Origin of the sequence: Roseibium porphyridii, from assembly GCF_026191725.2 — a bacterium.
Lineage (GTDB): Bacteria > Pseudomonadota > Alphaproteobacteria > Rhizobiales > Stappiaceae > Roseibium > Roseibium porphyridii.
The window spans coordinates 910,001-934,341 of the sequence record NZ_CP120863.1 but is presented as its reverse complement, the minus strand read 5'-3'; the positions used below and the strand labels follow the sequence as shown (position 1 = coordinate 934,341).

General features: G+C 55.8%; 19 protein-coding genes, 1 tRNA gene and 2 rRNA genes (1 of these 22 cut by a window edge). 2 read left to right on the top strand and 20 right to left on the bottom strand.

Translation table 11 applies throughout. The features are described 5' to 3' along the window. Positions 1-16: 16 nt before the first annotated feature. From K1718_RS04445 to K1718_RS04425, 5 genes are read right to left on the bottom strand one after another with little or no spacing between them, the layout of a single operon-like run. A complete protein-coding gene (locus K1718_RS04445; RefSeq protein ID WP_152504120.1) occupies positions 17-859 on the bottom strand; it encodes a carbohydrate ABC transporter permease in 843 nt (280 codons plus the stop codon). A gap of 32 nt (positions 860-891) precedes the next feature. Beyond that, positions 892-1,788, bottom strand: a complete 897-nt coding sequence (locus tag K1718_RS04440; protein ID WP_152499779.1) for a carbohydrate ABC transporter permease — start codon at positions 1,786-1,788, stop codon at positions 892-894. A 27-nt stretch (positions 1,789-1,815) separates the two neighbouring features. Next, positions 1,816-2,535: a class II aldolase/adducin family protein gene (locus tag K1718_RS04435; protein ID WP_265682618.1), complete on the bottom strand. Its 720-nt coding sequence runs from the start codon at positions 2,533-2,535 to the stop codon at positions 1,816-1,818. Beyond that, positions 2,532-3,353, bottom strand: a complete 822-nt coding sequence (locus K1718_RS04430) for an HAD-IIB family hydrolase (RefSeq protein ID WP_152499777.1) — start codon at positions 3,351-3,353, stop codon at positions 2,532-2,534. Before K1718_RS04430 ends, K1718_RS04435 begins: the two co-directional genes overlap by 4 nt. Positions 3,354-3,356: 3 nt before the next feature. Next, positions 3,357-4,724: a sn-glycerol-1-phosphate dehydrogenase gene (locus K1718_RS04425; RefSeq protein ID WP_152499776.1), complete on the bottom strand. Its 1,368-nt coding sequence runs from the start codon at positions 4,722-4,724 to the stop codon at positions 3,357-3,359. Between the two features lie 99 nt (positions 4,725-4,823). On the opposite strand from K1718_RS04425, the gene K1718_RS04420 reads away from it, so the two are divergent. Both K1718_RS04420 and K1718_RS04415 read left to right on the top strand, forming a co-directional pair. Then, a complete protein-coding gene (locus tag K1718_RS04420) occupies positions 4,824-5,813 on the top strand; it encodes a sugar-binding transcriptional regulator (protein WP_152499775.1) in 990 nt (329 codons plus the stop codon). Next, entirely contained in the window at positions 5,810-7,291 is a 1,482-nt protein-coding gene (locus tag K1718_RS04415; protein WP_152499774.1) for a xylulokinase, read from the top strand. Before K1718_RS04420 ends, K1718_RS04415 begins: the two co-directional genes overlap by 4 nt. 10 nt (positions 7,292-7,301) lie before the next feature. On the opposite strand, the gene K1718_RS04410 is transcribed toward K1718_RS04415, so the two are convergent. The 15 genes from K1718_RS04410 to K1718_RS04340 form a co-directional block, all read right to left on the bottom strand. Next, a complete protein-coding gene (locus tag K1718_RS04410; protein ID WP_152499773.1) occupies positions 7,302-8,120 on the bottom strand; it encodes a TIGR01459 family HAD-type hydrolase in 819 nt (272 codons plus the stop codon). After that, positions 8,117-9,376, bottom strand: coding sequence for an FGGY-family carbohydrate kinase (locus tag K1718_RS04405; RefSeq protein WP_152499772.1), 1,260 nt, complete (start codon positions 9,374-9,376; stop codon positions 8,117-8,119). Before K1718_RS04405 ends, K1718_RS04410 begins: the two co-directional genes overlap by 4 nt. Then, positions 9,373-10,443 carry a class II aldolase/adducin family protein gene (locus K1718_RS04400; protein ID WP_152499771.1) on the bottom strand — a complete coding sequence of 357 codons (1,071 nt, stop codon included), beginning with the start codon at positions 10,441-10,443 and terminating at the stop codon, positions 9,373-9,375. Before K1718_RS04400 ends, K1718_RS04405 begins: the two co-directional genes overlap by 4 nt. After that, positions 10,427-11,995 carry a glycerol-3-phosphate dehydrogenase gene (locus K1718_RS04395; RefSeq protein WP_265684665.1) on the bottom strand — a complete coding sequence of 523 codons (1,569 nt, stop codon included), beginning with the start codon at positions 11,993-11,995 and terminating at the stop codon, positions 10,427-10,429. Before K1718_RS04395 ends, K1718_RS04400 begins: the two co-directional genes overlap by 17 nt. A gap of 16 nt (positions 11,996-12,011) precedes the next feature. Further along, entirely contained in the window at positions 12,012-13,049 is a 1,038-nt protein-coding gene (locus K1718_RS04390) for a 2-hydroxyacid dehydrogenase (RefSeq protein WP_173005892.1), read from the bottom strand. After that, entirely contained in the window at positions 13,049-14,611 is a 1,563-nt protein-coding gene (locus K1718_RS04385; RefSeq protein WP_265682611.1) for an FGGY-family carbohydrate kinase, read from the bottom strand. Before K1718_RS04385 ends, K1718_RS04390 begins: the two co-directional genes overlap by 1 nt. Then, positions 14,608-15,732, bottom strand: coding sequence for an ABC transporter ATP-binding protein (locus K1718_RS04380; RefSeq protein ID WP_265682609.1), 1,125 nt, complete (start codon positions 15,730-15,732; stop codon positions 14,608-14,610). Before K1718_RS04380 ends, K1718_RS04385 begins: the two co-directional genes overlap by 4 nt. Further along, positions 15,729-16,835: an ABC transporter ATP-binding protein gene (locus tag K1718_RS04375; RefSeq protein ID WP_265682607.1), complete on the bottom strand. Its 1,107-nt coding sequence runs from the start codon at positions 16,833-16,835 to the stop codon at positions 15,729-15,731. The genes K1718_RS04380 and K1718_RS04375 overlap by 4 nt, the downstream gene beginning before the upstream one ends. 4 nt (positions 16,836-16,839) lie before the next feature. Next, positions 16,840-17,697, bottom strand: a complete 858-nt coding sequence (locus K1718_RS04370) for a carbohydrate ABC transporter permease (RefSeq protein WP_152499766.1) — start codon at positions 17,695-17,697, stop codon at positions 16,840-16,842. 1 nt (position 17,698) lies between these two features. Next, entirely contained in the window at positions 17,699-18,613 is a 915-nt protein-coding gene (locus K1718_RS04365) for a carbohydrate ABC transporter permease (protein ID WP_152499765.1), read from the bottom strand. An 86-nt stretch (positions 18,614-18,699) separates the two neighbouring features. Further along, positions 18,700-20,139: an extracellular solute-binding protein gene (locus K1718_RS04360; protein WP_265682605.1), complete on the bottom strand. Its 1,440-nt coding sequence runs from the start codon at positions 20,137-20,139 to the stop codon at positions 18,700-18,702. Between the two features lie 36 nt (positions 20,140-20,175). Then, positions 20,176-21,135, bottom strand: coding sequence for a sugar-binding transcriptional regulator (locus tag K1718_RS04355; RefSeq protein ID WP_265682604.1), 960 nt, complete (start codon positions 21,133-21,135; stop codon positions 20,176-20,178). A gap of 526 nt (positions 21,136-21,661) precedes the next feature. Further along, a tRNA-Met gene (locus K1718_RS04350) sits at positions 21,662-21,738 on the bottom strand. 250 nt (positions 21,739-21,988) lie between these two features. After that, a 5S ribosomal RNA gene (rrf, locus tag K1718_RS04345) occupies positions 21,989-22,103 on the bottom strand. Between the two features lie 144 nt (positions 22,104-22,247). After that, positions 22,248-24,341: ribosomal RNA gene (locus K1718_RS04340) — 23S ribosomal RNA — on the bottom strand (it continues 630 nt past the right edge of the window).

The window sequence follows — 24,341 nt, the reverse complement described above, 5'->3', positions numbered from 1 at the left end:
GTAAAGACAGTTTCTCCTATTGCTTGAGGGAACCGAGCGTCAGCCCACGGACCAGCTGTTTCTGGACCAGCAGGATGAATAGAAACGCCGGAGCCATCGCAGCCACTCCCAAGGCCGCCATGTTGCCCCAGGCGGTGCCTGTGGATGTTACGAAGCTCGAAGACACGACCGGCACCGTTTTCAGTCCGGTCTGCGTCAAGGTCAGAACAAAGATGAATTCAGTCCAGGAAAAGATGAAACAAAGGACGGCCGTCGCAGCGATTCCACCCTTGGCCATCGGCAAAATGATCCTGCGGAAAATCTTCCAGCGCGACGCTCCGTCGACAATCGCGCTTTCATCTATCTCTCTTGGAATGTCGTCGAAGAAGCTCTTCAGCAGAAGCACAGCCAGCGGCAGGTTCATCAGAGCGTGGATTAAGATGATGCCCGTGTAGGAATCCATCAGTCCGATGTCCTTGTAGATGAAGAACATCGGGATCGCGACGGCAACCGGCGGCATCATCCGGGTGGAAAGCACCCAGGCGACAAAGTGGTGTCGACCGCGAAAATCCATTCGGCTCAACGCATAGGCCGCAAAGGTCGAAATGGCGATCGCGAGCGCAGTGGAAAACAGCGCAACGACAATGGAGTCCCAAAGCCGCGGCGCCATGTAGAAATTCCCGCCACCGGGCAATACCTCCTGCTGGCGCAGGAAGCCGAACGAAATGCCGAAGACCTCTTCAAAATTTCGGAGCGTTGGCGTGAACGACCAGACCGTTGGCGGAACGGAGAAGATCTCCTTGGCTTCCTTGAACGCCGTTGTGCCCCAGTAGTAGAGCGGGAACACGAACAGCGCGGTAATAAACCACGCGGCGGCCATGCGCGAATAGCGCCGATATTTGCTCTCGACAATCACCAGCGCACCTTCGCAATCCAGATAAAGAGATTGGCGATAACCAGGATCAGCACCAGGCTGACAAGGCTGATGGTCGCGCCATACCCCCATTTGATGAAGCTGAACGTTTGCTGCCAGGCGTAGAGGGACAATGTGTAGGTAGAGGTTCCCGGGCCGCCTGAAGTCATGACGAACATGTAGTCAAACGCACGGAACAGATCGATCCCGCGGATCAGAACCGCAACGGCGATGACCTTGGACATCATCGGCAAGGTGATCCTTCGGAAAGTCTGAAAGGCAGATGCACCATCCAGCATCGCGGCCTCGTAAGGCTCTTGCGGCAGCGATCGCAGCCCGGCCAGAAAGATCAGCACCATGAAGGGTGTCCATTGCCAGATATCGGCCAGCATGACACCGGCGAGTGCCGTCGAGCTTGTTGCCAGAATCGGGTCCTGACCGCTCAAAATCCCCATGGCCTCAAGAATATATGTGAGGACACCGAACTCCGGATCTTCCATTAGCAGGAACATCATGCCGGTGATGGCTGGAGGGATAACGAGGGTCAGCGTTAGAAGGCCCCGAAGCAGGCCGAACCCGGGCTCGTCTGAATCAAGAAGAAGCGCAATGATCATGCCCAGCACGACCTGGATCGCCAGAAGTACGAAGAAGTAGGTGAACGTGACAGAGAGCGCTTCCCAGAACCGGGGATCGGCAAACAGGTTGTTCCAGTTCTCCGTTCCGACATAAACCAGACGGCGCTTGAAGGGAGCGTACTCGTGGAAGGAAAGCCAGATGTTGTAGAACAACGGGTAGATCGTGAAGACCACAAGCATGGCAACCAGCGGCGCAAGCCAAGGCACCGGGCTGTCGCCGGTGATATAGCCTCGCAATCCTCTGGTTCTCACAAACGCCATGTTGACCCTCCCAAGTTCATGGCATCTCTACTTCTTTTTCGCCGGTGTCTTCTTGGGGGCCCGTCGCCTCGGCTTCGGCTTCTTGTCAGCCTCACTGTCCTGAAGGCCATAGCCCGCGAACCCGCGGTGGGTGTCATCGATGGCGGCATCACTCAAGAGAACCGGACCGCCAATGACGAGGCTGAGGTAATATTGTTTTGCGATCGTTTCGAGCTCGATTGCCCGCCACATGGCCTTGGCAAGATTTTCGCCGATCGCGATCATGCCATGATTGGCAAGCAGGCAGGCCGTACGGTCGGTCATTGCCTCAATGGCAAGCTCGGACAGCTCCTCAGAACCGAATGTCGCGTATCCTGCGCAACGGACGTTGTTCCCGCCAAACGCGGCGACCATGTAGTGGCAGGACGGGATCTCCTTTCGGGCGATTGCAAGCGTCGTGCAGTAGGTCGGGTGCGCGTGAACCACCGCGCCGGCATCCGGCCGGCCACGCAGAAGTTTTTGGTGGAACCGCCATTCCGTCGACGGTTTCAGCGGCCCTTCATAAGCGCCGCTTGTGTCGTCCAGTCCGACGGACGCGATCATATCCGGCGTCATCTGATCGTAAGGTGTCGCTGACGGCGAGATCAGCATCCGGTCTTCAAATCGAACGGAAATGTTTCCGGACGTACCCTGATTGATACCGCTGGCATTCATCTCCTTGCAGCGAGCGATGATCTCCTCACGCAGAGCCAATTCGGCCTTTTTCATGCACTTATTCTCCTGTCAGAGGTTTTCTTTGCGGCAATCAGCACGTCCGCCAGTTCGGCAAATCCGGCTCCTCCGCGCTCGGAGGCTATCCAGCCAGGCTCTGCCTCGATACGGCCCTTGAAATCCAGAACGTTTGCGACGCCGCATGCGTTGGGAAAATAGCCGAACATGGGTGCGTCATTGGGACTGTCTCCGCAAAAAACGATCCGGTCTTTTTCGGTTTCAAGATCCACGCCCAGCACATCGGATGTAAACCGCCGCGTCATGGTCAGCTTGTCATAGGCTCCATACCACCCATTGACGTGGATTGAAGACACCTTGGCGACCGCGCCTTCGTCTTCAAAAATTGCCTTGATCCGTTCGACATCCTGCTGACGCAAAGGGGCGACGTCTTCACAAAAGTCGATGGCAAGATCCGCCTCGCGAAAGGACTGATCTGCCGAGACTGCGGATCCGGGAACTTCTTTCAGGATGCGCTCTGCTATTTTTTCATAGCGAGTCTGATTGTGTCGGCGCACGGTATCGCTTGTCGCAAACACCCGGTTCATTTTCCGGGCAGTCCGGTCATAGGCGTAGTAAAGCGCGCCGTTTTCCCCGACCACCCCGTCAACCGGCCAGAATCGCGCAATCATATCGCACCAGCCAGCTGGTCTACCTGTAATCGCCGCAACATGGAATCCGGCAGCTTTCAATCTCTCAAGCGCGGAATATGCTTTTGCCGGTAGGCTGCCATCTGTCGTCAGCGTATCGTCTATGTCCGCCATGACCGTGTGGATTGAGGCGGCGGTTTCAGCTGGCATTGCATCGAGAGGCCTCACGCGTCAGACCTCCCTTGCCGCAAAATCGTCCAGCAGACCTGCATCGCAGGCGAGATCCGCAAACGAGAACCGGTTCCGCATTTCATGGGCGTGGCGCACCGCCTCGCGATAGAAATCGGCCGAAAGCCCAAGGTCGCTCCCGCTGGTCGCACCGCCTACCTGGGTGAGCTTGGCAAGCATTGCCTCAACCGGATCGACCAGTTTTTTGCAGTCCGCGCGCAGCTCCTGCCAGATGTCCTGGAGATGTTCATTCAGGCGGGCGGCACCGTCTTCATCCAGCGCTTTCTTTCGATATTCCGCTTCGCATTGCGCCGCGATTTCGGGACCCATCCGGCGCGCCATATCTTCGCCGTCAACTTTCGTCGGGCGAACTTCCGGCGGCTTCTCCTGATCGAGATACCATTGCTGAATGCGACCCATGCTCAAGGTTGCAACGCCGACCTGTTCTCCATGAAGCGTTCCCTTGTGCTGATCGCGCGCAAAACAATCGATGTAGTGGGAAATCTGATGCTCGCCCATGGAGCCGTGATTGGAGACCTTGGTGAACGCAACCCCAAGCCCAGAGAGAACCAGCGCTCTTACAAGGTACCCGACCGCCGCAATGTCGCCTTCCTGCAAACCGGAGGCATGAGCTTCCAACATGCCTTCGTCCGGCTCACTGATGAGATAGGGCTCCAGCCAGAACTGACTGCCCAGCAGCTTGTGGGACATCCACCAGTCGATCCTGGCAACGCTGTTGCACAGACAGTCACCGAACCCGGCCGCTGCCATTCGGTTCGGAGCGCGTGAAATGACATCAAGATCTAGAAAAACGCCCTTAGGTGCATGTGCTGGCAACGAAATTTTCAGACCGCTCGGCAATCCCATCGAGGCTGTCGTCGATGCATACCCATCCATCGACGCAGCGGTTCCAAATACGCAATAGGGACGCCCGGTATGAGCCGTCACATATTTTGTCAGGTCATTGACAGTGCCCGAACCGACCGCGATGACGGACGAGAAGTTTTGCAGGCGCTGTTCGAGAGCATCCGCTTCTGCAACGGTCGCATGCGGTCGTCCAGATAGAATGACTTCGCTCACCTTGAACCCGTTCTGGCCGAGGTTTCGCGCAATCCGTGCTCCTGCAGCATCCCAAGTGTTGGCATCGGCGACCATCGCGGTTGAATCGCCGATGCCCACGGAGCGGGCGAGGTCCGCCTCCTCTCCGTCAATTGATTCCGAAATCAGGATCTTGTCGACCGGAGCTCTTGGTCCCGTTTCACCTGTTGCCGGGTTGACCCAGCGACCCAGATAGACGTCCTCGATATGCTCCATCCAACCGTTTTCCGGTCGTTCTGGTAAAGATGAAGACTGACGACTAATTGAGGACATTTACTAACCTTCGGCTCACACATGACAAATGACAGCATCTATTGACATTTGTCAAATCGAAATTCAGACTCCCAGGATCACAAAGGCAAAAGAACGAAAATGTCAGACACTCCAAAGGACGGATCGGGCGGAGAAAGCGCAAGGTTCATCGAGGACACAACGGCCTGGGCAACCTGGCTTTACTACGCCGAGTCCCGGACGCAGGCCGAAGTTGCCAAGGCACTTGGGGTTTCACGTGCATCGGTCGCGAACTATCTCGCCGATGCCCGGCGGCGTGGACTCGTGACCATCAGTCTCGCACCCGACCTTCTTGAGCAGGCCGATCTCAGCCGGAAGCTGGCCACGCGTTTCAGTCTCAAAGGTGCCTTCATTGCACCTGAGGTTTCAGAAGAAGACAGTGACCCCAAATCGCTTCGAAAGCGTCTGGGCATTGCCGGTGCGCAAATTCTGTTGTCACGACTGAAAAAGGACATGACACTCGGTGTCGCCTGGGGTCGGACAATGCTGGAGTTGGCGAACGCATTGCCGGAAAGCCGTCAGGAGAGCCTGCGAGTGGTGCAGGTCTCCGGAAGTTCTCTTGGTGACGATGCCTCCTCCCCGGAGGCCTGCACCTTGTTCATTGCGAACCGCCTCGGCGCCAGGTGTCACAATTTTCATGCGCCTGCTGTGGTGACCACACCCGATCTTCGAACGGCCCTCCTGGGGGAGCCTTCTCTGAAACGCCACTTTGAACGCGTGCACAGCTGCAACACTGTGGTCTTTGGTGTCGGGGAACTGAACGACGAGACACGATGGGCGGACGGCAACAACCTCATCCAGCCCTCTGCCGAGGAATACATGAAATCTGGCGCAGCCGGAATCGTCATCGGACGATTTATCGATGACCGGGGGCATGCTCTGGAAGGGCCACTCACCGGACTTCAGATCGGCATGGAGCTGCACGATCTTAAAGCCGTTCCGGAGCGTATTTGCGTCGCAGGTGGCCAAGAAAAACTTGAGGCACTTCATGCGTGCCTCACCGGTGGATATGTGACAGATCTTGTGACCGACAGGACAACGGCCGAACATTTGTTGAGGGAGGACAAATGACACAGGATCTGGTCATCGGGCTGGACAGCTCAACGCAATCAACCAAGGCGATTGCCTGGACGGCATCCGGAAAACCGGTAGCAGAGGGGCGTGCTTCAATTCCCTTGTCGCAACCGAAACCCGGCTGGGTTGAGCAGGATGTTGAAGACTGGTGGACAGCTGCGTGCAAATCACTGCGGGCGTTGTCGGAAGAAATCGACATGAACCGGGTTGCAGCACTCGCGATCTCCAATCAACGCGAAACGGTTGCGTTTCTGGATGAACAAGGTCAGGCGATCCGTCCCGCGGTTCTCTGGCTGGACGAACGTGCGAAAAAGGAAGTCGAGCTTCTGTCACAGGAAATCGGACAGGACCGGCTGCACCGGACTTCCGGAAAACCGATAGACATCACTCCGGTGATCTATCGTCTCTCCTGGTTTCAACGCCACGAACCGGAGATCATGAAAAGAACCGCGAAATTTGCTGACGTTCATTGCTTTTTGTCAGGACGGCTTACAGGGAACTGGACCGCCAGCTGGACAAGCGCAGACCCGTTCGGCGTTCTCGACATCGCAACCATGTCCTGGTCCGAGGAGTTTCTCGATCATTTGAGCGTCAGCGCCAGCCAGTTCGGCACTCTGGCACGTCCCGGAACCCTGGTTGGCCATGTAACCGCGCAGGCCGCTGAAGCGACAGGGTTGCCTGAAGGACTGCCACTCATTGCCGCCGGTGGCGACGGACAATGTGCAGGGCTCGGGGTCAATGGCGCTCGAGAAGGTGTCATATATCTCAACCTCGGCACCGCGCTCATCACCGGCGCCTGGGCTCCTGATCCCATGATCAGCCTCAATTGGCGGACAATGACGTCTCCAACAGGGAACGGCTACTTTCTCGAAGGTTGTCAACGCGCAGGCGCTTTTCTGCTGAATTGGTTTGTCGACACATTCGCCGGTGGCAGAGAGGATGCTTCCGTGTTTTCGAAACTGGAAGCGGAGGCTGCCCAAATCCCGATCGGTTCTGAAGGGGTCACCGTTTGTCCTTATCTGACCGGCTGTATGGACCCGCATTGGGACACTGGCGCACGCGCAAGCTTCAACGGCCTGTCCCCGAACCATGGTCTGGGCCATATATATCGAGCCATCCTCGAAGCAATGACGCTTGAAAGTGCCAGAGCCATCACTGCCATGAAGGCAAATGGTCTTAAAATCGAAAAGATCGTTGCCGTCGGAGGCGGCGGCAACAGCCCGCTCTGGACGAGGATGTTTGCGGACGCGACCGGACTACCGGTTCATATCAGCCAAAGCCTTGAAGCGTCGTCACTTGGCGCTGCGATGAGCGCAGCCTTTGGTGCTGGCTGGTTCCAAAGCCTTGATCAAGCCGCCGCGGCAATGAGCGAGGAAAGTGCGCCTGTTGTGCCGGATCCTGACAAGTTTCAGGTTTGGAATGACCTGTCCTCCAGACAATTTGCCAGCTACCGGCCGGAATACACCGGTCCTTAGTGTTGCACGATCAATAGCGAAGTGACGGGATGGCAAAGTCAGGTGCAACGTCGACAGTGTCAGCCTGCGCCTGAACGCCATTTGCGATAAGCAGGGTCTTGCATCCGACAGCTGCCGCTCCGGCAACGTCGTGATGATGACTGTCGCCGATCATAAGGACCCTGGACGGCTCCAGTGACCCCAAGATCTCCAATGATCTGACAAAAATCTCCGCCCCGGGTTTTCCGACAAAAGTGACTTGCCCACCGGCTTGTTCATAGTCGGCGGCAACAAGACCGGGACCGAAGGCAGCCTTGCCATTCACATAAACCATATGGTCCGGATTGGCGCAGATTGCCGGAACACCCTGTTCCGCCAAGGGGCGCAACATCGTCAGATAGTCTTGACGTGACAAGGCCTCCGGCTGCAGTCCGGAAATGAAAACCAGCTTGGTCGAGGAACTGATTTCGTCGGAGAGTTCCAACCCAAGCCCCTCCAACACCGTCACATCGTTTTCACGGGTCAGATTCAGGACGCCATCACCCTGCGAAATCGTGCCGTCTTTCAGCATCTTCAAGACCTGATCACGTGCAACCATACCCGATGTGACAACATCGGGGATCAAGTCGGGCGTAAAGCCAAACCGATCAAGGCGTCGCCGGTTGGGCTCTTTCATGCGGCCCGAATTGGTAATGGCGACAACCGGAACCCCTGCCGCTGCTACCTTTTTAAGACAAGGCGCCGCGTCCTCGAACGGTTCGACGCCATCGTGCAGAACACCAAACTGGTCAATAAGAATGCCGTCGAATTGTTCCAGGATATCTCCGAGGCCGGAGATTTCTTTCGTCATGTCTGTCCCTTCAAGAATGACCAGGCAATGCGCGCGGACCCCGCAGCAGCCTCTCCAGAGGCAACCGGTGCAACCGGTACAGACAGCAATCGTGCACGCAGACTTGTCCAGACTTCGTTTTCAGCGCCACCACCGACCGACCGGATCGACTTCAGTTTCGGTCCGCCGAGTTCCATCAATCGCTGATACCCCAGCAACTCGATATTGGCGATGCCTTCAAGTAACCCGTGCAGAAACATGTGTGCTGCATCAGGACGGGGGCTGACCCGCGAGGCAAGATCAGGGTCACTGATCGGGAATCTCTCACCCGGTTTTGGCAAGGGATAATAGTCGAGCCCGCATGAAACGTCCGGGTCAATCGACTGGCTCAGAGCAGCAATTTCGTCGGGTGAAAAATGCACCGCCAAAGCGCCACCGCCACTGTTCGACGCTCCACCGGCAAGCCATTGGTTGCCGATACGGTGACTGTAGATACCGAACTCGGGTGCAAAAATCGGATGGTCCGACAAGAGTTTGATTGTCAGTGTCGTCCCGAGTGCAGTGACACCGTCCCCTGGGCTGGAAGCGCCTGTTGCCAAAAAAGAAGCGCATCCGTCCGAAACGCCGGCCACCGTTGGAATGCCTTTTGGCAAACCGAACGCGCCTGATGTCGTCCCGGTTTGTGTGCCTGTGGCGACGACATCGGGTAACAGTTCTGCCCGGAGGCCGCTTTCGGCCATCCAGTCAGGCCACTTTCTGGCAATCGGATCATACCCGGTTTTCAGCGCGTTGCTTTCATCGCTCGGCATGGCTTTGTCTGTGAGACGCTCGGCAATCCAGTCCGCCTGGTGCGCTATTCGGGCGATACCCTTCCGCCGCTGCAGAGACATCGACCTCGCAAGTGCAGAGCTTGATCCATGCGCCGCACTTTGCCTCGGTGCTACTTTCGCAATCGCTTGCGGGATCTCCGGATCGTCAACCGCATCATTGTACATCAACGCCGAACCGATCGGCTGATCATCGGTATCGAGGGCCAAGACAGTGCCTGACGTACCGTCAACGCAAATCGCTTCGATGTCGTGGGGCCGTATAGTCTGAAGCATAGATGCAAGCGCTTCGTCCAACGCTGCAGACCAGACCGCGGGATCGTTCCGTTCTCCCGCCGACAGATCCATGGCGGCTTTCGAGACGGAGACCACATTGAACTGCGGATCAAGGGCTGCAATCCGCACGCCCGATGTGCCAACGTCAATCCCGATGGCAAGACCCTGGCTCATGCCTGCTCGCTTTCGGCCTTATTGAGGGCCTGACGAAGCTTCTCGGCATCCCAATTGATCAACTCGTCTTCCTGTTCATCTGTGAGGCGCTCCAATTGAGCTCCCGGATCCACGCGCACAAGCACGTCACCGAAAGCCCGCACCAGCGTAAGCGTTGCCGCGTTCGCGGTCTCCGGCACGGCGACACCCTTGCCCGGACAAATCACGAGCTTTCGCTCCGACCGTGCCATCGAACCTCGAGCGGCTGCTTCGACAACCGTTTCAGCGTCATTCGCAACCACACATCCAGGTCCTAAAAACACGACATGATCAGGGTAGAGCGAATTGCCGTTGGCGAGTGCCAACAATTGGTCGTCAAACGCCACTGATTGTGTTGTGGGGAACGGGGCTGCTATCCAGCCACTGCCCTCAAGTGAACTCTGCCAATCGGAAACCGGTTCTGCCCCTGATGCAATCGCTACGGGTTCGAGCCGGCGCGAGACCTCATATATCCTTTGCGACGCTTCAATGACTGTGGCACCCGTCGCAACCAATCCATGATTGCCCAGGATCAACACTTTCGTCTCCGCGGTGGTGCGTTCCATGATACCACGCGCAAGATCCAGACCCGGCTTGAAATAGGGTATGAACACCGCGTCCAGGCCAGCCAATTTGTTCCGCACGATTTCTTCAGCATCAGTCCTTGCAGCAACCGCGATCGTCGCAACGCAATGCGTATGCAGCACGACCGGTCTGTCAAGGATGGCATGAACCGAGGTCTCTATCGATGAATGAAGCTCAGGTGCGCCTTCGACAGTCGCAAGGAAACTGGCTGTGTGTTCTGCGCTTTCGTCCCCGGTGTTAAGAGCCGCGCAAAACCGATCAGCATCAACCGGGACCATGATATCGCGATCATCTGCTTCCGCCAGCCAGGTTCCCGAGGCTTTTATCCACATTCTCCCGTTTTTCTTCAGCGAGGTATTTCCGCCGGGTCCTTGCACTTGCAGCGGGTTCTTTCCCAACTCAGCTGAAACGGCTCTTAACCTTGCAAATTCCGCGCTGTTCCGCAGCTCAAGAAACGGGTTCATGGACCGCCTGTCTCCTTTCAAGCCAGTTTTCAAATCCTGATTTTTCCGCAGGGGTCAAAAACAATCCGTGTTTGGTTCGGCGAAGCAAAAAATCTTCCGAGCTGACGGCCCACTCCTCGCGCAACAACCAATCAGCTTCTTTCTCGAAAAAGACGCCACCGAAGTGCTCACCCATGTCGCAGATATCATTGACACCATCCAGCAACCGCACAACGTCCGTGCCGTAGCATCGCGCCAGGTGAAGCACTAGCGCCTCCGGCAAATAAGCAAAGCGCCTTTTTAGGCCTGTGAACCAGGCATCGAAATTCTTGTCCGGCAGATCTCCACCCGGCAGTGGCGTGTCGGCAGTCCAGGCATCGCCCATCTCCGGAAAATACGGCGAAAGCATTTGAAGCGCTTGTTCCGACAGTTTTCTGTATGTCGTTAGTTTGCCGCCGAAGGCGGAGAGCAGAGGCGGTTGATCGCTGCCCGGTTCCAGCGAACCGTCCAGCTCGAACTGATAGTCGCGTGTGACAGCCGATGCGCTCTTGTTTGCGTCATCGTCGAAAAGCGGCCGCACACCGGAATAGTTGAACAGTACGTCTTCTGACTTGAATTCGTGCTCGAAGTAACTCCTCAGGATTTCCAGCAAATAGTCGACTTCGGATGCCTCGATTTCAACGTCCTCTGCCCGACCTTCAAACGGAATATCCGTTGTCCCGATCAAGGCCATATCGTCAAAATAAGGATTCACGAATATCAGGCGTTTGTCCGGTGCCTGCAGGACGTAACCGTGATCTCCCTGCCACCATTTCGGCATGACAAGATGGCTGCCTTTCACAAGGCGGACACTCATCCTGGAATTCACGCCTGCCACTTCACCCAGAACCTTTTCGACCCATGGCCCAGCCGCGTTGACGACAGCTTTTGCATAGACGGTCGTTGGCTTCCCGTCCCCTTTCAATTCCGCACGCCACACATTTCCCTGCCGGCGGGCGGAAACACACGCCGTTCTGGTGAGGACCTGTGCGCCACGCCTGAAAGCGTCAACGGCATTCAAGGCCACAAGACGCGCATCGTCGATCCAGACGTCCCAATAGCTGAAGCCCTTGGTGAACCTTGCCTTCAGCTGTTCACCGGCCAGATCTTTGCGCAAATCGATTGCGCTGGAGCCCGGGACCCGCTTACGCCCCCCCAAATTGTCGTAAAGGAACAGCCCTAGTCGAATGAGCCAACGAGGTCTTTGTTCAGGACTGTGGGGAAGAACCAGCTGCAATGGCCATGACAGATGTGGGGCTGCTTCCAGCACAACCTCCCGCTCGTTCAACGCCTCACGAACCAGTCTGAATTCGTAGTATTCGAGATATCGCAGACCACCGTGAATGTACTTTCCTGAACGCGATGAAGTCCCCTCGCCAAGATCTCCCTTTTCGCACAGGATAACGGACAGTCCCCGTCCAGCAGCATCGCGGGCAACCCCCGCACCGTTGATACCGCCGCCTATTACAAGCAGATCCACAGGCCGATCCGGAGATCCCCCCTCCGGTTCATACTTGGAATGGTCAGGCGTCATCAGGTTCATGGAAACCTCAACACGGACTGAGTGGTGGCTCGTCGGAAATCCATCGCCGGATTTCTTCAGCAATCCTTTGTGCGGCAATTTTTACGGTCTTCTGGGATGCACCCGCTATGTGCGGGGTGAGCGTCACATTGGGGAGCTGCAGAAGGGGATCATTCGGATCGGTCGGTTCAACCGCAAATGTCTCCAGCATTGCGCCGCCAAGTTGCCCGCTCGACAAGGCCTCGAAAAGCGCCTGATAGTCCATCAAGGGACCGCGTGCGGTATTGATGACCACGGCTCCGGGTTTCATTGCGGCGAATTGCTCCTTGCCGATCATCCCGGTGGTTTCCTTGGTGACCCTAGGATGGAGCGTCACAACGTCGGACTCGCTCAGCAAACGGTCCAGCGCGACCTGCTCTACACCGTCCTGGCTGTCTTCTACCGACAACTGAACATACGGATCTGTGACCAGGATCTTGCTGCCGAAGGCCCTCAACAGCTTAACGACGCGGGTTCCGACATTGCCGTAGCCAATGACACCAATGCACATGTCGGACAATTCGTTTCCGACAATATCGGCGCGATAAAGGTCCCCTCTGTAGTCGCCTCTCCGCAACGAGTCATGGCCTTTGGTGATGTTGCGCGTCTCCGCAATGATTGCACCGATAGTGAATTCAGCAACGGCCGACGCGTTGCGGCCAGGTGTGTTCACAACAAGGACACCTCGTTCGCGTGCTTCATCCATTGCGATATTGACGGGCCCACCGCGAGACACTCCAACCAGCTTTAGATTGGGTGCGGCTTCCAGAACGCCGACGGAAACCGGGGCAAGATGGGTTACGAGCACCTGCGCATCCTGCAAATGATCAAGCACCATCTCAGGCGTGCCCATGTATTCCTTCAGACCCTCCAATCCTGGCGTTGCGTAGCCGTGCTCCATCGGTTCGTCTGGCCAGGCAAGGTCGATGCACTTGCAGGTTACGCGATCACCGCATGAGGCGAGAATTTCCCGTTCAAATACGGACGAACCCATGAACCTGTCGCCAATGATTGCCACTGTTGTCATCAACTCAGCTCCCGCCTGGCTTTCGATTGACTTGACCACACGTGCGGCAGTGCACGTCGGGTTTCCAGATATGTGTCGAACAGACCGCTATAGAGATGCGTCAACTCTTCATCAGGCAGTTCGGCATCGTTGAGATGCGGCATAACCCAGATATCAACCGCCGACGCCACATCTTCAAAAAGACCTTGTTGGACCGCGGCAATCATCGCCGCACCGGCTGCGCCAGCTTCCGGCTGCGCAATTGTGCGCACGGGTGCTCCGAGACCTGCGGCAAGCAGCGTCCGAAACGCTTTCGATTTTGCCGCCCCTCCTGTAAGCCTGATTTCCCCCGGCACGGTGCCCATGGTTTCGTAGCAGTCTCTTGCTGCGAGTATGAGGCCATCGAAAACAGCACGCAGCATATCGGCCCAGGTTGTTCCCTGATCGAGTCCCGTCCAGCTTGCGCGCGCATCGGGATTGGTGAAAGGCCCTCTTTCACCTGCAGACGAAATATAAGGATGATAGAAAGCGCTGCCCGGTCTGGCTCCGATCACAAGATCATCCATTGCGGCAAGAAACTTTTCCGGTTCCACGCTCACATTCTGCGTGGCGCAGACCTGAGAGGCGATCCCGAGCGCCCAATCGATGTTCAACGTGGCGGCCATGTTTGTTTGCATCTGCGCAAAAGAACCGCCCGGAAACGGCATGGTGTAACCACATTTTGCATCGTTCAAAACCACAGCCTCTGCGTCCGGAACGAAACGCATATGCATTCCTGTCGAACCAAGAATGGTCAGTCCGGGTTCGACCGCCGGATCATAAAGCCCCGCACCAAGCGCACTGCACATGACATCCACTAGTCCGAGACAAATCGGTGTTCCCGCCGTCAGGCCGCACGCTTTCGCCGCTTCGTCAGACAAGCCGTGGGAAACAACCGACCCGTCTATGATTGGTGGCAACAGTTCCCTGTAGTCCGCCAGTCCGAGAGCATCAATCACTTCAGGGCTGTAGTCCCTTGTCCGGTAGTCACCGAACGTGAATACGCCTTCTGAAATATCGGATGCCAGAACCCCAGTGAGTTTGAAATAGAGCCAATCCTTGCAGTGAAGTGCCGTCGAAGCCTGCTTCAAGAGTTCAGGCGCATTGTCCCTCATCCAGCAGAGGTGGGTTCGCATCTGACAGACATTGAGACCAGTAGCGGTACGCTTATAAATGGCGTGGCTTTCAGCCCCTTCGGCCAATTGCGTTGATGTTTCGGCTGCGCGTGCATCGAGCCACAACCAGCCGTCATGTACAGGGTTGCCGTTCCGGTCGATGAGCCAGGTCCCGTCGCCTTGACCTGTGACAGCAACGGCGGCGCATCTGGAAGCACACGCAGGGACTGCTTCAACCAGCTCACCCAGCACGGCGACCGTGTCACGCCACGTTCGGTTCATATCCTGCTCAACACCGCCATTGGCGAGCGACGTATATTCGTTTCTCCGGCTCGCAAGCGCGATCTGGTGCCCCGACAAATCAAATGCCACGGCCTTGATCACAGAAGTGCCGGCGTCGATCCCGATGATGAGATCTTTGTCGCTCATGCCAGGCTCCCTCCATGGCTGAGCGCGTCACCTGATTTGGTATCGAATATGTGCAGATCATCCGCCGCGATAGAGACCTTGATCTGGTCACCTGGCCTTGGCAGCGCCAGGTCGTGAACAACTGACACAATGCTTGCTCCTGCAAACCGCGCTGCAATGTGCGTCTGGTCGCCTAGCCACTGGTTTGCAAAGACCTCTGCCGGCAATCCTTCTTCGGTCAATTGTACCGAGTGTGGACGAATGCCGATCATGATCCCATCGTCATGCTGAATACGTTGGCGCAATTCTTCTGAAAATGCGGACGCCGGATAGCTCAATGCTGTGTCAGCCGACAAACGAAGTTCAACCCGATCGGCCGAAACACCGGCAACAGCCGAGAAGAGGTTCATCGGCGGCTCTCCGATAAAGGCTCCGGTAAAAATATTCGCTGGCCTGTTTTTCAGATGTTCCGGCGTATCGAACTGTTGAAGAACACCGCCTTCCATCACTGCGATACGGTCAGCCAGCGCGTTCGCTTCTGTTTGGTCGTGGGTGACCAGGATCGCCGTAAGCTCATGCTCCTTGATATAATGCTTGATCCTGCCACGAAGGATCGCCCTCAGCTGAGGCTCGAGCTGACCCATGGGTTCGTCCAAAACATGCAGATCCGCGCGCCGTATGAGCGCCCGGCCCAAACTTGCTCTTTGCTGCTGACCACCGGAGATGGCATTGGGACGCTTGTCGAGAATATCGCTGATTTCCAGAAGGGCCGCGATTTGTTCAACCCGATTGTCGACGTCAGATTGCGGAAGCTTCTCGGATTTGAGCGCGAATGCAATATTCTCCCTGATGCTCAAAGGTGGATAGAGAGAGTATCCCTCGAATGCCATGGCAACACCGCGCTTGGCCGGAGCAAGTCGGTCAATGCGGCGTCCATCAATCAAGACTTCGCCAGCGCTTACTTCTTCAAAACCGGCAATCATCCTCAACGTGGATGTCTTTCCGCAACCGGACGATCCAAGCAGTGCCACAATCTCTCCACGCACGACTTCAAGGTCGAGATCCTGCACAGCATGCACTTCGTGGTCTGTACCGGGATTGTAGCGTTTGTTGACAGATTTCAGATGAAGTTGCGATGTCATGCTGCCTCCTCCACCTGGTGTCCGTCGGGTTCGGGCGCAATACGATCCCCCGTTGCACGGTCAAACAGGATCGCGTCTTGGGCTGCGATCTGGAGGTTTACGTCCGGGCCGTCCGGAACCGCATCTTGGGCGGGCTGTGACAACAGGATTTCCCGACCGCGCAAGGTCGTCGCCAAAGTGACAGTCTTTTCGTTGAAGGGGGTAACCGCCTCAATCGTCACCGGAAAGCCACCTTCATCGGTAAATGAGAGTGCTTCCGGTCTCAGGCCGACGATGCAATCCCTGCCGGCGACGCCCGGAAACCGGCCGTGAAAATCGACCCGCTGGTCGGAGAGAAAGGCATGCAGGCCGCGATCATCTTCCTTTGGCACCACATCGAGAAGGTTGATTGTCGGGTCACCGAAAAGTTGGGCGATTTGCGTGTTCGCCGGCCGTCTGTAGATGTCTTCGGGCGATCCGATTTGAACGATGTTCCCCTGGTCCAGCACGGCAATCCGATCCCCAAGGGCCATGGCTTCTTTGTAGTCCTGGGTAACATAGATAATCGTCGCCCCACGGTCCGCCAGCAATCGCGGCAATTCCAGCCTCATTTCAAATCTCAGCTTCGCGTCGACATTGCGCAGTGGGTCATCAAGCAGGAGGATCTTCGGTTCCGCAACGAGTGCCCTGGCAAGCGCGGTTCGCTGCTTCTGACCATTGGAAAGTGCCTTTGGCGCATGCGAAAGCACATGCTCAATCTTCAACAATTGGGCAACGGCATCTACCTTCGTGCGGATTTCTGACGCGGACATGCGTTTAGAAGTCAGCGAACTGGCGATATTGTCGTAGGCCGTCATATGCGGGAACAGCGCGAAGTTCTGAAAAGCCATGCCGATACCGCGATGTTCTGGAGGCACAGAGGTAACGTCTTCCCCCCCGATCATGATGGACCCGCCATCAGGATCTATAGCTCCTGCGATACTGCGCAAAAGGACAGTCTTGCCGGCTCCGGACCGCCCGAACAAAACCAGCGTTCCGCCTTCCGGGACGCTGAGCGACACACCGTCCAGAACGATCTCGTCTCCGAACGACTTTGACAATGATTTGAGTTCAAGAAATCCCATCTGGTCAGCCCTTCACCGCACCGAGGGAGAGCCCTTCGACAAGATATCTTTGTGCCCAAAGTGCCAGCGCCAGCGTGGGTGCGATCGACAGCACGATTGCAGCAGCGATCTGCCCATACTGGATGCCGGACGCGGTGACGAATGCAAGTGCACCGACCGTGACCGGTTGCTTATCTGCAGAGGCCAGCACGAGCGCAAATATGAAGTTGTTCCAGGCGAATATGAACGCAAGCAGGCCTGCTGCCGCGATGCCCGGACCGGCAAGTGGCAATGCTATTTTTCGGAAAGTCGAGAACCAGCTGTGGCCCGCAATCCTGTAGGCATATTCAATGTCTGGAGAAATGTCCTCGAAATAGCCGCGCACGATCCACAAGATCAACGGCAGACAAATCAACTGATAGACCCACACGAGGCCAAGATAGGTGTCTGCCAGACCGATTTCCTGAAAGTAGAGCGTCAGCGGCAACAGAACCAATAGCGGCGGGGCAAATCGAAAGGAGAGCAAGGTGAAGGCGATGTCTTCCGAGCCTTTGAACTTGTGCCGGGCGAAGGCGTAGGCCGCAGGCACACCCAGACAAAGTGCAACCGCTACCGAGCAGACGGACAGGATGATCGAATTCATCAGATTGTTCACAAAATCGATGCCCATGCTGGCGACGTTGGAGTCCAGGCGGCCCGCAAGAATTGCCAAATAGTTGTCGAATGTCGGTACGAAGGACATTGATGGCGGCGAGCGCAGGATTGTTTCATTGGTCTGAAGGCTCATGAGCACGATCCAGAAAATCGGGAACATGAAAAAGATCACGATGATCGAAAGCGCAACACGCCGGAACCAGCGTTCCAGGAAAGAAGTATGATCCATGTCACGCGCCCCCTTTTGCGCGTTCACGCAGTCGCAGCCAGTTCTTGACGAATATATTCGAGAGCACATAGGTGATGGCCCAGAGGATCAGCAGCAGTGCTGCAGACCGCCCGACATTCGTCGATTGGAAGAAGTTCAGATAAGCCTCAACCTGAAACACCATCAAGGTATCGCCTGGCCCACCCTGGGTCATGGCGTAAATGATGTCGAATTGCTGAATTGAATCGAGAAGGCGGAACAGGGCGGCCGTCAGGATGTAGGGCATCAGCATAGGCAGAGTGATCCGCCAGAACTGCTCAAGTTGCGGCACACCGTCCAAAGCCGCTGCCTCGAAAGGCTGGGTTGGGAGCGAACGCAAACCAGCCAGAAGCAGGATCATCATAAAAGGCGTATAGACCCAGATATCCACCAGGATCACTGTAAAGAGCGCCGTATCCGGCGAGGACCCCCAGCGGAAGTCGTCAAAGCCGATGACCTGCATGAAATAGCTCAGGATACCGAAGTTCGGATTTGTCATCAGCTTGAACATCAGCGCAGCCAGTGCAGGCGCTGTCATCAGTGGCAGAAGCAGCATGATGGAAATGAAGTTGTTGACACGGCTACGCTTTTTCAGAAGCAGAGCAATCGCCAGCCCAAGCAAGAGTTCCAGAACCACTGTGGACCCGGCATAGACAAGCGATACCTTCAGCGTGTTCCAGAAATCTGCGTCAGTCAGAAACTTGACGTAGTTCTCACCCCAATTCATTTCCCGGTTCCAGGGCTGGGACATCCGGTAGCGCTGGAGTGAGTAATAAATTGCCGTCACGAACGGAATGAGAATGCCGATGCAAACGATCAGTGCCGGCAAGCTCAAAACATAAGGAAGCACCCTGGGCGAAATCAGTTGGCGTCGCCGGGTCATCACGGTGTCGGTCATTAAAACACCAGACTTGAAGAATTATTGTCGAAAGGATCAGAACGGCATACGCGACGTTGGGAGCCGCGTATGCCGCAGGCTGCGACCTATCTCAGTCCCGCTTCACTGAGCTGAGAATTCATGCTCTGAGCGAGTTGATCAAGGCCTTCATCGACTGGCACCTCGTTGGCGACCATCCTTTGCAGAGTGGCTGCCCATTCGGTTGTCAGGTCGAAGAACAAGGGCTGTGCGGTGAACTTGATCGATGCGCCGGGCGCAGAGACATCATGCATCTCGACATAGCCCGGATAGTTCTTGTTCAGTCGTTCGCGGAAAAGGTCGCTGTCCCAAACCGACTTGCGGACCGGGTTGACGAAATCCATTTCCGTTGCACCGAACAAGCCGTGCTCCGGACCCGAAGCCCACTGCATGAAGTACCAGGTCGCATCCAGGTCCTTGGAGAACTTCGACATGGCAAGCGACCAAATCCAGATATTTGGCGTTGGCGCGGAGGCTGCCGGGTTAGCCGCAAATGGCGCGAACTGCAGTTGGCCTGCCATTGCGTTCTCACCGCCATTCATGAAGTAACCCAGAATATCGGCATCGAAGATCATTGCCGACTTACCGGCTCCCAGATCCGTACCCACCTGATACCAGGTATGGGTTGACCAATCGCTGGCACCGCTTTCCTGGATCATCTTGACCCATTTGGCGTGGAATTCCTTTGATCCTGCCGTGTTCATTGCAGCGCTCAGCTTGCCACCATCATTGCTCAGATCGGATTCGCCGAAATTCGCATAAGCGGAAAGGAAGCCTGGATGGATCGTTGCCCAAGAGCGAGACCCACGCACGCCAATTCCGTAAACACCGTCATTTCCGGCCTGAACAGCAGCTGCTGCTTCCAGCATCTCGTCCAGATTGGCCGGTACTTTCACACCGGCCTTTTCGAACATGGCGGCATTAAAGGTGAGATTGTTCTGCTCATAGCCCCAGGGAATGCACCATTGCTTGGCATCATCAGAGCCAAGCTCACCACCCGGAACACCGTTCCACGCACAGGATTTGCGCACGCCTTCCAGCATGTCATCCCAATTGTAGTTCGGATTGGTTTTTGAAGGATCGTTGATCCACTCATTGTGATCGACAATCCACCCCGCCGGGCCGTAGGTCCACGTCATGTAGGCGCCGGTCATGAACGCATCATACTCACTGGAGCGAGATGACAGCGCCGCAGTTACCTTGTCGAAATAGACGTCTTCAGGAAAGATGTCGTAGCTGACATCCATACCGGTCAATTCCTTGAAAGCCGGCAGATTGGCAATCATGGCATCCGTATAGGGATGCTTGTTCAACAGCAGCTTGACACTTTTGCCCTTGTGCTTTTGCCAATCGAAATCAGCAGCAAGCGCATTCGATGCCATCATGTTGTAGAGCGTGCCAGCGGAGGCTGCGGTCATCCCGAGCCCACCAAGACGTCGGATGAGCGCTCTGCGATCCATTTCCCCACGCAAAAACGCCCCTATGGCATCTTTTTCCTTGTCGTACATCCTTATTTCCTCCCTGGTGAAATCTGGCGCACCGCGTCATTTTTGATCTTCTAGAAGCGCCTTGGCTGTTACCTCGTCAGTCAATAGTCCAGTCAGATGCCCATTTTTGAGTGCAGCTGTGATCGCCCTGACCTTGTTTGCTCCTCCAGCAATCGCGGTCACTTCCCGGCCATTCAGGCTCGCTATTGGCGGCGCCATGACGCGCTGGTCAAACTCCGTTTCAATCTGCCGTCCTTCAATGTCGAAAAACTGGCCTAGCAGCTCCGCGACAGCCCCGCTTTCGCGCAGCTGCCTCGTGCGGTTTGGATCATCAATGGCCGTGTCAATGATGCTTCCCTTGTCAGGGTCAAGGCTGCCGACGCCAAGAACAACAAGTGACGCCTCATCAATCAGAGCCATTGTGTCCGCAATGCCGAACTGTTTCGTCATCACTTCCTTATCCGCGGCGCTGTTGGCGTAAAGCGGAGCAGGCAGAAGATGGGCTTCCGCACCCGTTTTTTGGGCCAGGCGATAAATGACGTCATAGGGGTTTGCGGCATAAGAGCGTGTCAGACCGCCAAGAACCGACACAAACTGCTTTCCGACGACCGGATCCCGTCCCATCGCATTCACGGAAGCGGTCAGTGTACGGCCATTCCCAAGCCCGATGATCTTGTGACGGCTTCCGCTCGATACTTCCATCAGGTATTGGGCACCGACAGTGGCAAGCGAACGCAACGGCATGGGACCACTTTCCGGTATTTCCATTGCAACACGGCAGAATTTCAAGTCGAACCGCTCCATAAGCTGGCGTTCGAGCATGACGCATTCGGTGGCCTCAACATCGACGAATATCTGAACCAGACCATCAGCTTGCGCACGCGCAATCAATCGGTGCGCACGCGTATTGGTGACGTTGAGATGACGCGCAACTTCGCCCTGTGTAAGTCCCCCGACAAAATGCAACCAGGCAGCACGTGCCGCCACATCAGGATTGTTTTTTGTCTCAACCACCATCCACATCACTCAAAGTGCAAAATATTGCGTTCATGCAAAATATTGCACTTTGAGTCGAAGAGGTCAAGTTAATGGCGTCACATGCGGCGCAAACCAATCGAACAAAAATGAAATCCGCCTGGAAATCGACCATCAAAGCTAGAAAATTGGTGCAAGCATCCAACCTGGATCAAAGGTTATTCTCATTGGCCAAACGGCCTATTTTTGAACCTTGCGGGGGAATGAAATTGAAAGGAAATGCCAACAGACACGTGTTCTGGTGTTTGATCGTCAGAAGGAAAGCTGAGGTTCCTAAAGTCCAAATTTGAGACTTTCAACGTCATTAGATTTTGTGCGTTTCGTTCAACAAAAAAGCCGCCCGAGATGGGCGGCTGTTTTTTGGTTGCGGGAGCAGGATTTGGGAGTTTTTTGCCCTTCTGCGTCGGACGTTGTCCTCCTTGATGGGGCCCGGGGAGGTCCGCATCGTGTATTCCACTGACCGAATACGACAACAGCCCCACCCCTTACGGGATGAGGCTGTTTTATTTGGTTGCGGGAGCAGGATTTGAACCTGCGACCTTCAGGTTATGAGCCTGACGAGCTACCGGGCTGCTCCATCCCGCGTTATTTTTGTTTTGCGCGTCCTCGATCTTTTGGATCTTCGGTTGTCGCGTGGGCTGCTCCATGTGGGGCATGCCCGTGATTTCGGGTTGACCGGAGGACTGCGCTGATAGGGGGACAAGGTATCCGGAGCGCAGCGGAGGCAAGGCCAAGAGGCCGCCGGCCGGTCAGGCCGCCCTCGCGGAGCGCAGCCCGAAGGGCGGTACGCGCGTGAGCGACAGCAAATTGAAGAGTTTCAAACTGCGTTTAGCAGGCCTGGCGGCGACCTACTCTCCCACACCTTAAGATGCAGTACCATTGGCGCTGGGGAGTTTCACGGCCGAGTTCGGGATGGGATCGGGTGGGGGCTCCCCGCTGGGGCCACCAGGCCGGCGAAGCGCAGTTTGTTGTGAACTGGTCTTGGTTTGATCATCTTGAACGCGCTCAAGTAGCCCGAAGGGCGGTAGCGCACTTAAGATGATCTTTTTAATGCGCCTTTTGGCGCATTTAAAAGATGAACATTGACTAATGAGAGGATCAAGCCGAACGAGCTATTAGTAAAGCTAAGCTTCATGCGTTGCCGCACTTCCACACGCTTCCTATCGACGTGGTGGTCTTCCACGGCTCTTCAGGGAGAGCTGGTTTTGAGGTGGGTTTCCCGCTTAGATGCTTTCAGCGGTTATCCCTTCCGTACATAGCTACCCTGCAATGCGGCTGGCGCCACAACAGGTCCACCAGAGGTACGTCCATCCCGGTCCTCTCGTACTAGGGACAGATCCTCTCAATTCTCCTACACCCACGGCAGATAGGGACCGAACTGTCTCGCGACGTTCTGAACCCAACTCACGTACCACTTTAATTGGCGAACAGCCAAACCCTTGGGACCTGCTCCAGCCCCAGGATGTGATGAGTCGACATCGAGGTGCCAAACAATGCCGTCGATATGGACTCTTGGGCATCATCAGCCTGTTATCCCCGGCGTACCTTTTATCCGTTGAGCGATGGCCCTTCCACGAGGGACCACCGGATCACTATGGCCGACTTTCGTCTCTGCTCGACTTGTCAGTCTCGCAGTCAGGCAGGCTTATGCCATTGCACTCAACGAGCGATTTCCGACCGCTCTGAGCCCACCTTCGCGCGCCTCCGTTACCATTTGGGAGGCGACCGCCCCAGTCAAACTACCCGCCACACACGGTCCCGGATATTGTTGTACCGCGGTTAGATATCCATGACGACAAGGGTGGTATTTCAAGGGTGACTCCACAAGAGCTGGCGCCCTTGTTTCAACGTCTACCACCTATCCTACACATGTCGTGACGAATACCAGTGTGAAGCTGTAGTAAAGGTGCACGGGGTCTTTCCGTCTGACCGCAGGAACCCCGCATCTTCACGGGGAATTCAATTTCACTGAGTCTATGCTGGAGACAGCGGGGAAGTCGTTACGCCATTCGTGCAGGTCGGAACTTACCCGACAAGGAATTTCGCTACCTTAGGACCGTTATAGTTACGGCCGCCGTTTACTGGGGCTTCAATTCGGTGCTTGCACACCTCCTCTTAACCTTCCAGCACCGGGCAGGCGTCAGACCCTATACGTCGCCTTGCGGCTTCGCAGAGCCCTGTGTTTTTGATAAACAGTCGCCACCCCCTGGTCTGTGCCACCCCAATCCGGTTGCCCGAACTGAGGTCTCCCTTCTCGCGAACTTACGGGAGCATTTTGCCGAGTTCCTTCAGCATAGTTCTCTCAAGCGCCTTGGTATTCTCTACCAGTCCACCTGTGTCGGTTTCGGGTACGGTTTATACGGTGGAGCTATTTCCTGGAACACCTTCGCTGCACCCCCAATCCAATAAGGAGATACAACACACGGCATCCGTCACTACCACCAAGCTGCAGAATATTAACTGCATTCCCATCGACTACGCCTTTCGGCCTCGCCTTAGGGGCCGGCTAACCCTGCGCCGATTAGCGTTGCGCAGGAACCCTTGGACTTTCGGCGAGAGTGTCTCTCACACTCTTTATCGTTACTCATGTCAGCATTCGCACTTCTGATATCTCCAGGAGCCCTCACAGGTCTCCCTTCGCAGACTTACAGAACGCTCCGCTACCGCGCATCAAAGATGCACCCGCAGTTTCGGTGTATGGCTTGAGCCCCGGTACATTTTCGGCGCGGGACCCCTTATTTAGACCAGTGAGCTGTTACGCTTTCTTTAAATGATGGCTGCTTCTAAGCCAACATCCTGGTTGTTTTGGGAGTCCTACATCCTTTCCCACTTAGCCATAACTTAGGGACCTTAACTGGCGGTCAGGGTTGTTTCCCTCTCCACAATGGACGTTAGCACCCACTGTGTGTCTGCCGGATAGTACTTCTCGGTATTCGGAGTTTGGTTAGGATCAGTAAGGCGGTAAGCCCCCATAGCCCATCCAGTGCTCTACCCCCGAGAGTATTCATCCGACGCTCTACCTAAATAGATTTCGCGGAGAACCAGCTATTTCCGAGTTTGATTGGCCTTTCACCCCTAGCCACAGCTCATCCCCGACTTTTTCAACAGGCGTGGGTTCGGTCCTCCAGTGCGTGTTACCGCACCTTCAACCTGGCCATGGCTAGATCACTCGGTTTCGGGTCTAATCC